Origin of the sequence: Roseimaritima multifibrata, assembly GCF_007741495.1 — a bacterium.
GTDB lineage: Bacteria > Planctomycetota > Planctomycetia > Pirellulales > Pirellulaceae > Roseimaritima > Roseimaritima multifibrata.
The window spans coordinates 2,718,320-2,734,396 of sequence record NZ_CP036262.1; the positions used below are offsets into that span (position 1 = coordinate 2,718,320).

Sequence of the window (16,077 nt, forward strand, 5' to 3'; positions counted from 1 at the left end):
CTTTCTATGCCAAACGATGCAGTCGTCGCACCACCCATTCAAAGGTAAGGCAGGTCGCCAATAACCACATCAAAGATGCATTTAATCGACGGTTAAAATCACGATCGGGTGCGCCAGGTAAAACCGATGTTTGTGGCTGGGGTTCGATCGTGCCGGTCAATGTCGCAAGAGCCGCGGTAGGGGCGACATTCGCGGAATCCGAACTCGGTTCCCCGATCGGCAGATAAATCCCTCCGGTCAGCTTGGCGACCGTCATTAAATCATCGTCGTTGCGGCGCGGTCGTTCCAGTTCCAACGTTGGCAGTCGTACCTGGATGGTTTGCTGCAGGACATCCTCTTTCAGGGAATCCCCTAAGGTTAGCCGCAGTTCATAATTGCCCGCTTCTCGGACAAGCATCCGCCCGCCATAGGTACCCGCTCGAGGTTCTCCAGGCAGTGGAGTCAGTTGCATTTGACCAATCTGTCCACCAGGAGCCAAAATGTCGACATTGACGGACGGTACGTCGAGCGGTTCGAACTGTTCATTGGTAAGGACGGCGCGAACATTAATGCTCTCTCCGACCATTGCCCGCGGGCGATCGACCAACAGCAACCCGCGATTGGAATCCCGCATCAAGCGTCCTTCGGAAACCCATCGCAGAAGTTTGGTGTAGAAATTATCGAAGTAGGCATCGCTCACCCCACGCAGTCGCCACATTTCGCCGCTGCCGAGGAAAAAGACTCGCCCCGCACCATAGAATTGGGAAGCCATATAGACCGGATACTGGTCGCTGATGGCGGTCGTTGGGTCCGAGAAATAAGCATAGACCTTGGCACCCGCTTTGGCGTCTTTTACTCCGACATAATCGTAGACGCCCCCCGATTCTTCCCAAGCTTCAAAACTGGTTTGAGGATCGTCGGTGACCCACAGGAATTCGGTCCGCAGTGCCTCGGGGGTCATCTTGAGGGGCCACTGGATTTCACCACCTGCGCGTCCGCCCCGTAGTAGTGGATTGGACGTCGTTAGGTTCACCGGAAAAAATCCTGCCAGTTTGCTGACGCGAGGATCGGTCCGTTTGGTGGTCCACTGCGGCATGTAGACCGGCCCCGATACCAGGATCATGCCGCCGGCTTGTTCGGATAACCAGCGATCGAGCAAGTCCAGTTGCGCCGCGTCCAGCTGTAACCAATCGACATCAAATGCGATCAAGGCGTCGTATTGAAACATCTCCTCAGGAGTCGAAGGAAATTCGCTCAGTTGGGCGTCCGCGTCCTGGCTCATTCCAGGTTGCCCCGTTTGCAAAAGCACGTCCAGTTGGGTCGATTTGTCGCGGAAAAGGAGGTTGCGAACGAAGCGATATTCACGCATTGGGCCGCCTGCAACCGCTAAGACGCGCAGTTTTCTTGCGACGACTTCGTAGCGGGCGTCGCGAATGTCGTCTTCGCTGTTTTGATCGCCCTCCGGCGGGACGACGCGGATCGCTAGTCGCCGTCGACCGATGGTTTCCGAGTCCATTTCAAAAGGGACTCCGGTCAACGTGCCGTCGACCGATAGCGTGACCTCTTTACTGTCGACAACTTCGCTCGGAACCGCGTCTCCGTCGGCCCCATCCAGCAACTGAACCTGCACGGTTACCGGTTCGCTGCCGCTGGCTTGTAGGACAGCCGACAAAGCGAATTTGTCACCGGGGTAGACACGGCGGGGAGCATCCAGATCGACGATTCGTACATTGACCGGGGCCAGCGAACTTCCCAGTCCCAGCGGATAAACCGAAACGCCGTTGCGAGCCGCAATTCCGGCGGCAGATGCGGCGGGAGTTCCGCCGTTGGTTTGTCCATCGGTCAAGACAATGATCGCCGCCAGGGTCGCGGGATCATGCCGCGTCAACACGCTACGCATTGCATCGCCCAGGTGCGTGGTTTGACCAGCTGCTAACAAAGCTTCGTTCCAATCTTGAACGCGTCGTTCCTCCGGCTTGTTTTCCTCGTCTCCGTCGGTGGGCCGTTGGTCTGGCGACGGCTCCGATGCGGGTTCGTTTTCGTCGGGGGCTTCCGTATCCGCGAAGCCAAGCAATGAGTTCAACGAGCGGTCAGCATGGATCGTCCATGCCCCGCTTAGCAAACAAATACCGGTAACGATCGTGATGACGCCCCAGAACAGCGGTTGCCCCAAGCTGGAAACTCGGCCCGTTGCCCCCAGGAACAGCGAAGCGGCGCAGAGGATCAGTGCCGCACAAATCGTCAGTAAACCAATCACCGCGACTCGCGATGAAGCGACCGGTAGGACTTCGGCGGCTTCAGCGTCGACAGGCGTATCGGTTTCGGCGGCGCGGACTTCTAACTCGCGCGGTTCATCACCTTGGTCAAATCCGTAAATCGTGACGCGTTGGTCCGCAGCAAACTCATCCAACCAACTGGAATCGGACATGATTTGCGCTGCCAGCTCGGATCGCGAGATCGAACCGATTTCATTGTCCGCCGGCAGGGACATGCTTTGGCTGGTATCGACCAACACAGCGATCTCGCTTTGCCGAACGCTGGATTGTTGTGTTCGACGAGTGAGCCCGAAGAAAAAGAAGACCAAACCGGCCAGCGTGCAGATTCGCAAGAAAATCAACGACATCCGTACCAGCCGCGGGAGCTCTTCGGTGTCGCGCCGGTACAGGCGAATCATCAATCCAAAGAGGACGGCGATCACCACGAACGTCAGAGCCCAAGCCCACCAGCCATCAAGCCATGCGGCGCGTTCAAGCGTGTAGACGATCTCTTGGCGATCCGATGAAACTACGTCCGCTTGGGCTAGTAAATTTGGCAGGAGTAATGAACCGATCATGAGCGGACTCCTGAACCACGCGGGGTGTGATAGCTTGCCCAATAAGCCAGCGCCTGTTCACTCGCTAGCAGTGTCCCCAGTATGGCCAGCAGGAGCATCGAAATCGCTGATCCACCAGCTCCGGTCGATTGTTGAACGATATCCTTGTTGTCATAAAACGTCAAAACAGCTGGCTGCACATCGCGTTGCATTTGAGCTCGATCGGCGCGGATTAAATTGCCCTCTTCCGTGCGGACCACGGAAGCATAGGGGACCACCTGCGGCGGGCCGTCCAGCGGCGACAACCAAGCTTCGGTTATTCCCGGAGTCAGCAGTGCAGCGACATCAGCCGCTCCATCGATTTCAGCCGTCCGCGGGTCGATGGTGATTTCCAGCCCGCCAGCTTGTTCAACAGCTTGCATTTCGATCGGCACGCGTGGAGGGTCTTGGACGGCTGTTAGCAGTTGGACCATTTGGCCGAATCGTTCTTTTGAGAATTCAATCTCTAGCGGCTCGTCCACCCACCGTGAAGTCGCTTCACTTTTTCCCGACCACATGAAGGCATTCGCACGCAGCAGCATGACGACAAACGTTGGGTCGCCGGCCCAGTTCGACCACTTCGGATCCAAGCCCGCCAGAAAAGTTAAGACGCGTCCTTTCCCTTCGGTGTGCTGGACAGCGAGGGGGCGGCCGTCCTGTCGTTCCAGAACTCGGCGCGGTGGATTTGTGCCAGCCAGACGTGGGTCTTCGGTATCCAGCCCCCAGCTATTGGTTAACCCGACTCGACCAAACGCAGCGTCGCCGAGCGGTTCCAGCGGTGCGGTCAGAGGATGGTCCCCGACCATCACGATATTGCTGCTCGCTTGTTCGTCAAGCGGCAAAGGAACCGATTCGGTCAATGCTCCGGGCAGCAGCCCACGTCCTTCTGCCAACAGAATTTCAGTTAGTTTTTCGGGCTGTACGTTGGAACCGAGGAACCAAGCTAGACCGCCGCCTTGGGAAACATATTGTTGCAAGACAACGGCGGTGTTCTGGCTGATCGTTTCGGGATCGACACAGTAGATCGCTCGGTAAGGAAGCAGGTCTTCCAAGGTTGCCGAACGCAGAAAGCTGGAGGGGCGAATTTCGGGGATGGCACCGGTCTGGACTTGGCTGCCAGGATTCAACACCGAGGCGATGTGGTAAGCCCCTTGCTGTTGATCGTCGCCATCGACGATCAAGACTCGCTGTGGATTGGTCAAGGGAAGCGTACAAACACGCGAATTGTCGATTGCGACCGCATCGTCAGGGATGGTCACTTCGATGGCATGCGTCCCCGGTTCGGTAACAAAGACCTGGAACTGGCGGACGACTTCTTCGCCTGCAGCCAAGCGATCAATGACGACGCCTGGCAATAAGTCGACCGTGCCGGAATAACGCCGCGAGGGGTCCGCTGTATTGGCCATCGCACCATAACGAATCACGCGTGCGGCGACGTTAACGTTGGAGACTTCGGTTTGGCTGTGATTCTGGATCGCGACCTGTACCACCACCGGGACGCCAGCCACCCAAACATCGGGCAACGGGCTGACGCGGGTGATCGCCAGATTAGGGGCCGGGTCGTCAACACAATCGATGCAGCGGAGGTCAATGTCTTCGGCGGCCAATCCTTGAAGGATTTCGGTCAGTCGTTCCGGGTTCTGCCAATTGCGTTCCCGAAAATCGCTGATCATGTAAACGACCGTTTCATCGGCCGGTGTGTTGGCAATCAGTTCCTGCCCCATTCTCAGTGCTGGAACCATGTCGATGCTAAGCGGGCTGACAGCCGTCGACATCAGTCGGTTGATCAATCGTGAATCCCCGGTGACGGTTTGCACCGCTAAATCTGCCACGCTATCGCCAGACACCTCTTGGTCGTCGGCAACCAGGGCGGCTCGACTGGCTCGCAGGACGGTCAGTTGTTGTTGTCCGTCGGCTTTGGCCAGCCCTTCGGTCAGCGACCGCAGCGTTTCCAAAGCCCGTTCGTAAGCGGGGCGGCCACTGCTGGCATCGGCCATCGAATAGCTGTCATCCAAAATGACCACATGATGGGACATGCGTCCGCCAACACTGCTTAGCAAGCGGCTGCCACCGACCCATCCGCACAACATGGCAATCAGGACAGCAGCGATCGCCGTACGAGCAAGCCACAGCAAAAATTGCCGCAGGATGATCCATTTTTTTTGCTTGCGATAACTGGCCAGCAAAAAATCCATCGCCGCCCATTGCTGTCGTCGATGCCGCAACATATTGATCAAATGGACCAATAGCGGGACGGCAACAAACAGGAATCCGAGCGTCAGGGCAGGGAAGAGAAATGTCATATAGGGCTTAGCCTCTCAACTTTGGCAGGCCCTTGCGGGCAGTGAGAAACTTCGCCAAAACGGCATCCAGGGGCTCGCTGGTACGGACCTGAAGATAGTCGATCATCAGGCGGCCACAGGCTCGACGCGTCTGTTCCAGGTAATCGTTAAGCGCTTCCATATAGCCTTCGCGAAGGGCTTTGGGATTGCAGTTCAGGAAGCTGGCAGATTCCAGGCCTTCAAATCGGGTGGCTCCGTCGAAGCGGAAATCGAGTTCGTCGTCATGCAGCACATGGATGATCGCGACGTCATGACCGCGGGCTCGCAAAATCCCCAGTCCTTTCATCAGGTCGTCGATGCCCAGCAGGTCCGACACGATTGTGACCAAACCTCGCCGCGGGATCGTTTGTGCGACTTGCCCTGCAACTTTGGTCAGGTCGGTTTCGTCACCGGTACCAACCTTATCCATCGCGGCGAGTAACCGGCCTAGCTGATGACGATTGCTCTTGGCGGGGATCGTGGTGCGGATTTCATTATCAAACGTGAACAATCCGGTCGCATCTTGTTGACGCAAAGCCAAGTAGGCAAGGCAAGCGGAAATCGAAGCGGCGAATTCAAATTTGTTTTCGGCACCCTGGCCGTAGTTCATGCTGGCCGAGCGATCGACCAACAGGTGCAGGCGAAGATTGGTTTCCTCTTCGTACTGTTTGATGTACAGCCGATCTTGGCGCGCGTAGACCTTCCAGTCGATGTGACGGATCTCATCGCCGGTGGCATATTGACGGTGCTGAAGGAATTCGACCGACTGGCCAAAATAAGGGCTGCGGTGCATCCCTGATAAAAAACCTTCGACGACTCGGCGCGCCGTCAATTCCAGACGCCGAATCCGTTGCGTCGCTTCAGGACGCAAAAATCTTTTGGAATCGGGCATCGCGTGTCAGTTCGTCTTCCGTCTGAGGAGTGGCATCGATGATTCTTTGAATCACATCGTCGCTGGAAATGCCTTCGCTTTCGGCTGCAAAATTGACGACCATTCGGTGACGTAGTACCGGCGGGGCAAGGGCCGCGATGTCTTCGACTTGGACATGGAAGCGGCCATCTAGCAAGGCCCTAGCTTTACCGCCCAGGATCAAGTACTGGACCGCTCGTGGACCCGCACCCCAGCCGACCAATTCATCGACGAACGCTGGGATGCCGGGGCTGCCGACTCGGGTTTGGCGAACCAGCGAAAGGGCAAAGCGGACCACATGGTCGCTGACCGGGACCCGCCTTACCAAATCTTGTAGGGCAATAATGTCTTCCCCCGACAGGATCGGTTTGACTTCGGCAACGGAGGAACCGGTCGTTCGTTTCGCGACTTCAAACTCTTCGTCAAACGTTGGATAGTCGACGAAGATTTTGAACATGAAGCGGTCTTGCTGAGCTTCCGGAAGGGGATAAGTCCCTTCTTGTTCGATTGGGTTTTGCGTTGCCAAAACGAAAAACGGATCGGGCAGAGGGTGTCGGATCCTCCCCACGGTGACCTGCCGTTCCTGCATCGCCTCCAGCAGGGCGGCTTGCGTTTTGGGGGGCGTTCGGTTGATTTCGTCCGCAAGCACCACGTTGGAAAATAGTGGCCCTTCCATAAACCGCATCTCACGATGACCCGTTGCCCGGTCCTCTTCGATGATCTCGGTTCCGGTGACGTCAGCAGGCATCAAGTCGGGCGTAAATTGGACTCGACTAAAGCGAAGTTCCAACGCCTTCGCCAACGTGCTAATCATCAGTGTTTTGGCTAATCCAGGAACGCCTTCCAGAAGGCAGTGCCCGCGACTGAACAAGCAGATCAACAATTCATCGATCACCTCATCCTGACCGACAATGATCTTTCCCAGTTGCTCACGAATTGCATTTCGGGCTTCATGAAGCTTACTGGCCTGAGAAGCATCCAGCGGCACGGCATCAGCGGTCATTCGATTCCTTTGCATGAAAAAGAACGTGTGCCGGAAACAAGGTTCGTTCCAGCACACGTTCACAGGATAACAACTATTGACCGGTGTTGCTACGCTTTGGGAGCCTTGCGAAGGTCCAACCATTCGCTGTGGAAAGCTCCGTCTTTATCGACGCGCTTGTAGGTGTGGGCTCCGAAGTAATCTCGCTGAGCCTGCAGCAGGTTCGCTGGCAGTCGAGCCAAGCGGTACCCATCATAATAATTGAGGGCCGTGCTGAAGGCGGGTACGGGAATCCCCAGAACGCTGGCTGCGGCGATCACTGCACGCCAACCTTCCTGCGCCGATTCGATGGCTTCTTGGAAGTAAGGGTAGAGAAGCAGGTTTTCTAGGTTCGGTTCGGCGTCAAAAGCTTCCTTAATGCGATCAAGGAACTGGGCGCGGATGATACATCCACCACGCCAGAGCAGTGCCGATTGGCCGTAATCAAGGTTCCAGTCATGCTCGGCCGAAGCGGCTTGAAGCTGCACAAAGCCCTGTGCATAACTGACGATCTTGGAAGCGTACAACGCGTGGCGAACCGCTTCGATGAACTGTTTGCGATCGCCGATCAATTGCTGAGCAACGGCCGACATTTCTTTGTTCGATCCTTCGCTAGGTCCGTTCAAGACCTTGCTGGCACGAACGCGAGCTTCTTTCTGAGCCGACAATCCGCGTGCGAAGACGGCGGTGGTGACCAAGGTGCTAGGGACTCCCAGGTCCAATGCCAGTTGGCTCATCCATTTTCCGGTCCCCTTAGCACCGGCAACGTCCAAGATCTGGTCGACAAGGTAAGCGTCGCCACCTTGGTCGTCTTTGGCGCTGAATATGTCTCGCGAAATTTCGATCAGGTAACTTTGTAGTTCCCCGCGATTCCAATCGTCGAAGACGTCATACAATTCGTCGTTGCTCAGTCCGCCCAGTTCTTTCAGCAACTGATAGGCTTCGCAGATCAACTGCATGTCGCCGTATTCGATCCCGTTGTGAACCATTTTGACGTAATGGCCAGCACCACGTGGACCCACCCATTCGCAGCATGGGATGTCGTCGTTTGGTCCGACCTTTGCCGAGATCGCTTGGAACATTTCTTTGATGTGAGGCCAAGCCGCTTTGCTTCCGCCGGGCATCAAGCTGGGGCCTTTTAGGGCTCCCTCTTCGCCACCGGAAACTCCGGCACCGACATACAACATGCCTGCTTCTTCGACCTTTTTGGTCCGGCGTTCGGTATCGACGTAGTAGGTGTTCCCACCATCGATAATGATGTCGCCCTCTTCGCACAGTGGCAGCAACTGGTCGATAATCGCATCGACGGCTGGGCCGGCTTTGACCAGCATCATCAATTTGCGAGGTCGCTTAACCGATTTGACGAAATCTTCGATGGAGTGGCAACCGACAAAGTTTTTCCCTTTGGCGCGACCTTCAATCAACGCGTCGACTTTTTCGGTGGTCCGGTTATAGACGGCCACTTTATAGCCGCGGCTTTCCACGTTCAACGCTAAGTTTTCGCCCATCACGGCCAGGCCAATCAGGCCAAAATCACAGTCACCCATCGTCACATGTTCCCATCAGTTATTGAAAAATTGCTTAGATCACGGCAACCGAAAGCGTCAACAGGCCTGTTCGGTTGCGATTGATTTTAACCGTCGACTCGCCACTTGGGCTGTTCCGGCAGGAAGCTGTCGAATTCCTTAATCAGTTTCTCTTGGTATTCACCGGCGAAGGTGCCGTTTAGGAAACGGTCGATCCCTTCATCGTGGAACCGTTGCCAGCTCGCTTCTTCTTCGCCTGGATTGATTGGGTAGAACAGGCAATCGTTTGCGATGGCCGCTTTGTAATCGCCAGGAGCATCGCCGATCATCAGGCTATGGTCTTTGGCGTATTTAGCAGCGTTGGCAAGCGTTTCTTTCTTGTTGCCCGATTCTTGGCCGCAGATCTCGGTGACAAATTTATCGACACCGTGCTCGGACCATTCCGCTTTGAGGGCTTCGTTGGGCGTTGCACTGCAGACCAACATGTCCGCTTTGCCGGTTAGTTTTTCCAGCGATTCGCGAACCATCGGATAGGGAGGAACGCCATGGACAAATTCGCTAACGGTCCGGTTGACCTGTTCCGACCATTCCAGCGCGTGAGTCAAGTCTTTGTCGCCCGAAGCCGCAACTTTGACTTTGAGGGCTGGATTGCCCAGTTTCGTTTCTTCGGCGATCCAGTCGCGTAGCGATTGAGGGATCGAAATCTGCACGCCACGAGCCTTCACTTCGGGGCGTTTCTGAAGCCATTCAAGGGCCTCGACCAATGCGGGGAAGCGATTGATCCCACGGCTTTTACTGTACAGGTTGACGAATTCGGCCGCTTCACGGGCGTACTTGCTGATCGCCTGTAAATTGTAGTATTTGATGATGTTGGGAATGAAGCACTCTTTGTGCTTCAGTTCCATGGTGTCAAACACACATCCATCAGAGTCGATACCGACAAAAAAATCATGTTTCGGTTCAATAACGTACATCCGGTCTCGATCCGCCAGAGTTAGAAGGGAAAATCGGTAGTGAATTCCCCGCCGGGACCGTCACCACATTCGGGGACAGTCGGCTACGGCGGGGGGCAATGTGTTGCGTTAGCGGGGGTTAACCGCGGTCGGCTTGGAGGGAGTAGCTAGGCAGTTTTTGGTCCGCGTAGATTTTTTCAAAACGAGTCATCCGCTGACGACCGTTAATCATTGGCAAGGAAACCATTCCTTCTCCAACCAATGGTGTGGCGTATTTGACAAATTCGTCGGTCACGTCGTTACCATCTGCCGTGATCCATTCTTTCGGGAAAGTACGCTCGCTGTTGGCGACTAGGTCAAGTGGAACCTTGTCATAACGAACGCTATAAATCGGTCCATCGTTACGAAGGATCGTTGACATATAACCCGACTGATTGCCCGCCGCCAAACGGCAAGCCATTTCGCCAGCGTGGTAGGCTTCGTCCAAGTCGACCGTCGACGCGTACGCCATCGAGTGCCGTTGATCGGTTCCAGGAACGTTGGCCCGGGCAGCGCCCTTGGCAGCGATTCCGACCGAATTCAAATGGTTGACAATCTTTTGAGCGACCGTCATCTGGCTGGCACCAAACGACACATGGCCGAAGGAGTCGCGGACTTCGCCAATCGAGCCAACGTCAAAGCCTTCGCTGACGACGACGATGCAGCGACCGTCCCGTTTCAGTTGCTCATTAACATTGTCCGTCATCTGTTCTAGCGAACAGGGGCTTTCTGCAAGGTAAATCTGCAGAGGCATTTCGCGGTTCGGATCGGCCAGTCGTGCGGCGGCGGGAATGAAACCAATTCGGCGTCCCATCGCTTGCAGGACAAGAACCGGGTCCGCGGGGCAGGAGCCGCTATTTTCTTCGTTGGCGTACTGCACGTTGTGCATCCAGTACTTGGCGGTCGATCCATAGCCGGGCGTATGGTCGATCAGTTTAAATTCGCTGTCGCCAACGTCATTGTCGATCGTTTTAGGACCACCGATACCGACTAGATCCAGCCCACGCTCTTGAGCCAGGGCGGCAATTTTGTTGGCCGTATCCATCGAATCGTTGCCACCGATATAGATGAAGTAGCCCACATTATGAGCTTTGAGGACTTCGATGACTCGATCGAAATCTTCGTTTTGGCCTTCTTTTAGTTTGTAACGGCAGGTGCCGATCGATCCGGCAGCCGGGGTGTAGCGGAGTAGACCAACTTCTTCGGGGGTCTGAGCTGTTAGGTCCAGCAATTCCTCTTTCAGCACTCCCTCAATACCGTGTCGTGCACCATAAACGGTTCCGATTTCGGGTAATTCACGAGCCGTTTCAATAATGCCGCGGAGGGTGCTATTGATAACGGGGCTTGGTCCGCCACTTTGGGCGACAACCATATTACGAGGGGCAGCCATGGATACGTTCGTTCCAATTCGTACGAGGAATAGACGTGGTAGAAATCTGGGCGGATGATAGCTTACGCCTGCCCCCCGTGCCACCTCCTAAGAATCTGGCGAGCTGGTCGTAAGGCTCCAGCAAGGAGGGGGCAGCGAATTTGGGGAGGCCGGAATCCACCCTCTGGCGATAGTCGCTACGCTCGCCAGAGCCCCTATTTTCCTGGCTGAGCCTTTAAGTAGACCGCGTAGGTTCTTGCCACATCCGCCATGTAGTGGCTGAACGAAGTCTGAGCGGCACGGTCCATATATCGCCTAGCGGAAGGGAGGTCCCCTTCCGCTTCGGCGATCAAGCCAAGGTAGAGGTCCGCATAGAATCGAGCCGAATCGTAGCCGCGTGTTTCTTTCAGTGCAGCAACCGCCGCTTCGATTTCCTCGGGCCCGCCGCCGGGCAGACGCTGCAGGATCTGCTTCATCGGAGGACGGCGATCATCGGGAGCCGGTAGGATCAGTTTTCGAGCTTCCGCGAGATTGGTGGCACGGGCGACGCACAGGAAATGCCAGGCGGCGTTTTCGACGTCGTGCGGATTCACAACGCGGTGTTTCTCAAATAATGCCTTTCCATCGTCGGGACGATTAGCAAAAAACAAAGCGATCCCGTACTGCCACAACTGAGGTTCCAGTTCAGGCGTCAACCGAAGCGCGTGTTCGAAGCTCTTCGTCGCTTTGACGGATTGACCCGCGCGCAGCTGGGCGTCTCCCAGCCGAATCCAATCACCTGTGCTGCGTTCAGGTAAGGAAGCCGGAATCGATTTTTCGGCAAGTGCGACCGCATCCATACGTCGATCCGTTTGCATCTGAGCAAGCTCTTGGCCGGGTAAACGCTCGCCCCAAGTGGACGCCAAAAGAATTGCAACGGTCATGGCACCTACGCCAGTTACGCATCGATTCATGCCAATCATGTCAAAGCCCTATTTCAGTTTCAATAAAAAGGATCGAACGAGGCGCTGTCGCGAGCAAACGCCCTGCAAGACAGTCTGCTCTCTCCAGAGCCAGATATCTACCAGGCACGCCGGACAGCATCTCTTACGCCCATTGTCGCTCGGTTCTCCGAACGTGAAGCTTATAAGTGGCGAAAGTCTGGCGGTAAGTACGGCAGTCCACGCAATCAGATAAACTGCAAATGCTGCGATTGGATTTGCGTTCGTGATTTAGGCGGTCCAGTGATTTAGTAGGTCTGGTAAGAGAAGTCATCAAAGAAAGAATCTCCGTTGAACATTCTGCAAGCCTCATCGATTGTTTTTTCCATCGTCTGCACAATGGGAATCTCGGTTGCCGCTCCTGGGACCGAAGATCAGATCACCGTTCGCGTTGCTTCCTACAACGTTGAATTCAGCCGAAGTGCCACGCCTGAGCAGATTGGCGAAATGTTCAAACCATACGACCTGGACCTGGTCGGTTTTGATGAAGCGCCGGATGGCGATTGGACGGCCCGCGTTGGAAAAGTGCTGGGTATGAAGTACAGCTATGTGGGCAAGGTTTCTTCGGCAAACCACAAGGATAAATACAAAACCATTCTCAGCCGAACACCGCTTGAAGGGACCGCAGAATACAAAATGGAGAGCCCGGGACATGGCTGGAACCCCGCATCGGCTGTCAGGGCGGTGACCGAGATTGATGGAGTTCGCATCGCGTTTTACTCGCTGCATATCTGTGCTTCGGGCAAAACGAATGGGCATGCCTATAAGCTTGCAACGCAGATTCTTCCGAAGGAGACGACGGAACGGGTCATTGTTGTTGGGGATTACAACAACAGGATCGGCGATGACGCGATGGACACGATTCTGGAAGCGGGGCTGAACCCCACATGGAAAGACCTGGAAATAGATCTCTCTAAAGAATTTACCTATAACGCGTTCGACCCTAAAAAGAGCCTTGGCGTCATCGACCACATCTTGTTCAGCACTCGATCGGACGCCAAAACCACCGACGGTGGGATCATCGAACTGGAAACACCGTTGTCCGATCATAAACCGATCTGGGCGGAGTTAGTCTTTCCACGAAAAAATCCAAAGTGAAGGAAATCTCCTTCTCTTATCTTCTTGCCCCATTTTTTGCCAATCTTCACTGAGCGAATGGACAAGAAACTTCGATCCCACAGATCTGTTCATCGCTTTTGTTGTTCGGGCCCGTTCCCCTCCAAAAACTTTTTGATGAGACCGTTGATCATGCCAGCTAGTCATCCACGGTTCCGCCGCTCGAAAAGCATTGCAATCCTATTGCTCGCTCTGGTTTGTCCGAGTGTGGGACGATCGAGTGCATCGGAGCATCGTGAGCACGTCGTTGAACGGACTTATTCTGAAACCTTGCGGTACCGCTGTCTGGTCAACCTGCCAGACGATTACGAGGTCGACGCGGAACGACATTGGCCGTTGATTCTTTTCCTCCACGGTGGCGGTGCCCTGAATGTCGAGACGCTGAAGGAGTCGATCGGTGGACTTACTGGTCTGCCCGCAATCGTGGTGACGCCGATCTGCCCCCCGTCCAAATATGGTGAACGGTATACGAACTGGGATTCAATGCATCTGGGGGAAGTGGTTCGGGAAATCGGCAAGGAATATCGAATCGATGCAAAGCGACGATCGGTCGTCGGTTTTAGCATGGGGGGATCGGGCGCTTGGGAACTTCCTTCTTACGAGAACAAATTATTCGCAAAGTCGGTGGTCATCGCCGGTCTTTGTCATCCATGGTCGTTGCGGCACTATTCGACGACACAGGTCTGGGTGTTTGTTGGCGCGAAGGATTACATGCGAAAGGAGCAGCAAGAAACAGTCACGTCCGCGAAGCGATTCAAGGTGGACGTGGTGGAGACCGTTTGGGAGGGGGAGGATCACGCCGGGATCTTTCGCCGCGCGATGTCGTATCAGAGGATGTTGGATTGGCTGGTCAGCGATGAGGATTTGCGAGTATCACAGCATGACGCGGATGCCGGGACCGCACCGAAACGCTAGTTTAACGCTGTTGGTTTTGTGCCTTTCGAACTGCCTACTCACCTTGGAGCATCCACCTTGCGAAATCGAATCTTCATTCTTCTATTGGTTGCGTTCTCTTTGCCGGTTTCGCTTGTGAAAGGGGATGCGACCGTTGATCAGGAAACGGTCGCGCCGACCGGGAACGCCGATTCGGACACCGCCAATTTGATTGCGGCTTTGTCGCGGGCGCGTGTTGTCAAACTGGTCGATGGGGCGACGTATAAAATCAATCAGACAATCGCCATCAAGACTCCGGTAACAATCACCGGCATCGCTCGTGTCGTTTCCGAAACCAGGTATGAATTGTTTCAGGTCTTTGCTGCGGACGTTGCTTTTCGCGGCGTTACATTTGATGGGGATGGCAAATCAAACTACCCCGGAATGATTCGCGTCTACAAAGGAGCCGACCGCTTTCACTTCATCGAATGCGTCATTCAAAACGTTCACTCAGGCAAAAGGGGAGTCGCCAACCTGTATCCGCTGTGGGTTAGTGTGGACGGGGTGAAAGATTGGTCGATCCGCAATTGCCGATTTCAGAATATTTCGAACCACGGTGACGGCAAACCGATTGGCAAAGGCTTTGTCGGTGCGTTTCGTTATGGAAACGTCAATCCCGAAGGGACGCAGACCGGTCCCGTTGCCAATCCTTCCAGTGGTTGTATTTCGGGGTGCACCTTCCGCGATATTTTCACCGTCACCGACAACGTTAATGACACCGATGCGGATGCAATCAGGGCGTCCACTGGTATCGCATCGGACAACGACGTCGATGTTTTTCTTCGCGTCGAAAATTGTGTGTTTGTGGATGTGCAAAAATCGGCGGTAAAGGCAGGCAACATCGGAGGTGTCGTTATCGACAGTTGCCTTGTCGTGAATCGACGAACCGATTTCCCTATGTCGTTCGGGTTTCGCACGAACTTAACGACTGGGTTTCGTGTTCAAGATTGCGAGGTGCGGGGGAATGTCGTTCGAGCCGTTTACATTGGCAATGGCGGACCGTCGTTTGTTTCGAATCTGGTCTTTTTGCCCGATGCTCCGGTTGAGGATGGCGATCGCTACAGGTTCGTTGCGGATTCGGCAATTCAATTGGGGCAGCGGAATAGTGCCGCCCGGGTAGCAAGTCACGCGGTGATTCGAGGCGTGTATGCGTCGAACGCAAGGTCTGGCGTCTATTGTGCAAATTGCGAATGGGTGACCGTTTCAGGCGTCACGCTGGTCAAGGGCGAGCAAACCATCAAGCTGGCGAAAGGTTTGAAGGGAATTGAACTATCTGATGTTCCGTCTCCCCAGGAAACCGTTCGCAGCTTTGTCGATTGAATCCGTTGACGAACCGTCCGCAACGGGGTTGCTGTCACCGACCTTTGCACAATCCCTTCAAGCAGGTATTGGCTTTACGTCCCGAGCGAATGGGGACGCGAAGCCAACGGACTGTCGGGATGCAGGTTAGACGCCCGCAGTTTAGGTCCGTGCGAACTTCTGGTGTCCTGGGATACGTGCAGGCATAAAAAAACATCCCGCCTGCAAATTTGCAAGCGGGATGTTAAGAACTGCTGAAATCCTGATGGATTCAGAAAATGAAATGAAGGTGCTGGGGCTCGAACCCAGGACCTACGGATTAAAAGTCCGTTGCTCTACCGACTGAGCTACACCTTCCCAACAATAAAAGGGACTCCTGCGACATGTACTTTATCACTACACATCTAAAATCCATTTTTATTGTAGCGGAGCGGACAGGATTCGAACCTGCGGAAGGGTTTGACCCCTTCACCGATTTAGCAAACCGGCGCTTTCGACCACTCAGCCACCGCTCCGTGCGATTCGCTGGAGAGCAGATTTTGCTTTATTAGGGCTTTGGACGCAACCCGCTGAAGTCACGTATCGCCGAAATTTTAGCCCTTTATCGATCTGCCTTCCCTTCGACTCCTTTCAAGACAATCTCAGCAGCCTTAGGTTCCAGCTAAACGCTTCTAATTTTAAGCGTTTTATGGTCTATATTTTTACTAAGCCCTAAACTTGCTTCCAAAAGAATCTTGAAGAAAGATCATCGGTCATCTAGATCTTAGGGGTGAACCTATT

General features: G+C 54.7%; 11 protein-coding genes and 2 tRNA genes. 3 read left to right on the forward strand and 10 right to left on the reverse strand.

Translation table 11 applies throughout. The annotated features are described in order from the left end of the window. Positions 1-4: 4 nt before the first annotated feature. The 8 genes from FF011L_RS09990 to FF011L_RS10025 form a co-directional block, all read right to left on the reverse strand. Positions 5-2,812: a VWA domain-containing protein gene (locus tag FF011L_RS09990; protein ID WP_246109843.1), complete on the reverse strand. Its 2,808-nt coding sequence runs from the start codon at positions 2,810-2,812 to the stop codon at positions 5-7. Beyond that, positions 2,809-5,133, reverse strand: coding sequence for a BatA domain-containing protein (locus tag FF011L_RS09995; protein WP_145351546.1), 2,325 nt, complete (start codon positions 5,131-5,133; stop codon positions 2,809-2,811). Before FF011L_RS09995 ends, FF011L_RS09990 begins: the two co-directional genes overlap by 4 nt. Before the next feature lie 7 nt (positions 5,134-5,140). Continuing rightward, positions 5,141-6,022, reverse strand: coding sequence for a DUF58 domain-containing protein (locus tag FF011L_RS10000; RefSeq protein ID WP_145355186.1), 882 nt, complete (start codon positions 6,020-6,022; stop codon positions 5,141-5,143). After that, entirely contained in the window at positions 6,012-7,064 is a 1,053-nt protein-coding gene (locus FF011L_RS10005) for an AAA family ATPase (protein ID WP_145351547.1), read from the reverse strand. Before FF011L_RS10005 ends, FF011L_RS10000 begins: the two co-directional genes overlap by 11 nt. A gap of 89 nt (positions 7,065-7,153) precedes the next feature. Continuing rightward, the gene (gnd, locus tag FF011L_RS10010; protein ID WP_145351548.1) at positions 7,154-8,629 is read right to left on the reverse strand and encodes a decarboxylating NADP(+)-dependent phosphogluconate dehydrogenase; all 1,476 of its coding nucleotides are present in this window, start codon (positions 8,627-8,629) and stop codon (positions 7,154-7,156) included. An 86-nt stretch (positions 8,630-8,715) separates the two neighbouring features. Continuing rightward, positions 8,716-9,582: an HAD family hydrolase gene (locus tag FF011L_RS10015; RefSeq protein WP_145351549.1), complete on the reverse strand. Its 867-nt coding sequence runs from the start codon at positions 9,580-9,582 to the stop codon at positions 8,716-8,718. Positions 9,583-9,700: 118 nt separating this feature from the next. Then, entirely contained in the window at positions 9,701-10,990 is a 1,290-nt protein-coding gene (locus FF011L_RS10020) for a diphosphate--fructose-6-phosphate 1-phosphotransferase (RefSeq protein ID WP_145351550.1), read from the reverse strand. 194 nt (positions 10,991-11,184) lie between these two features. Beyond that, a complete protein-coding gene (locus FF011L_RS10025) occupies positions 11,185-11,892 on the reverse strand; it encodes a tetratricopeptide repeat protein (RefSeq protein ID WP_145351551.1) in 708 nt (235 codons plus the stop codon). A 348-nt stretch (positions 11,893-12,240) separates the two neighbouring features. Between FF011L_RS10025 and FF011L_RS10030 the strand changes: the two genes are divergently transcribed. From FF011L_RS10030 to FF011L_RS10040, 3 genes are all read left to right on the forward strand, one after another. After that, complete coding sequence (locus FF011L_RS10030; protein WP_145351552.1) at positions 12,241-13,047, forward strand: endonuclease/exonuclease/phosphatase family protein; 807 nt, start codon at positions 12,241-12,243, stop codon at positions 13,045-13,047. 135 nt (positions 13,048-13,182) lie between these two features. Beyond that, on the forward strand, positions 13,183-13,980 hold the full coding sequence (locus FF011L_RS10035; protein ID WP_218933117.1) for a carboxylesterase family protein: 798 nt from the start codon (positions 13,183-13,185) through the stop codon (positions 13,978-13,980). Between the two features lie 57 nt (positions 13,981-14,037). Continuing rightward, a complete protein-coding gene (locus FF011L_RS10040) occupies positions 14,038-15,318 on the forward strand; it encodes a hypothetical protein (RefSeq protein WP_145351554.1) in 1,281 nt (426 codons plus the stop codon). Between the two features lie 263 nt (positions 15,319-15,581). Here FF011L_RS10040 and FF011L_RS10045 read toward each other — a convergent pair. Both FF011L_RS10045 and FF011L_RS10050 read right to left on the reverse strand, forming a co-directional pair. Continuing rightward, a tRNA-Lys gene (locus tag FF011L_RS10045) sits at positions 15,582-15,654 on the reverse strand. A 69-nt stretch (positions 15,655-15,723) separates the two neighbouring features. Further along, a tRNA-Ser gene (locus FF011L_RS10050) sits at positions 15,724-15,812 on the reverse strand. Between the last annotated feature and the right edge of the window lie 265 nt (positions 15,813-16,077).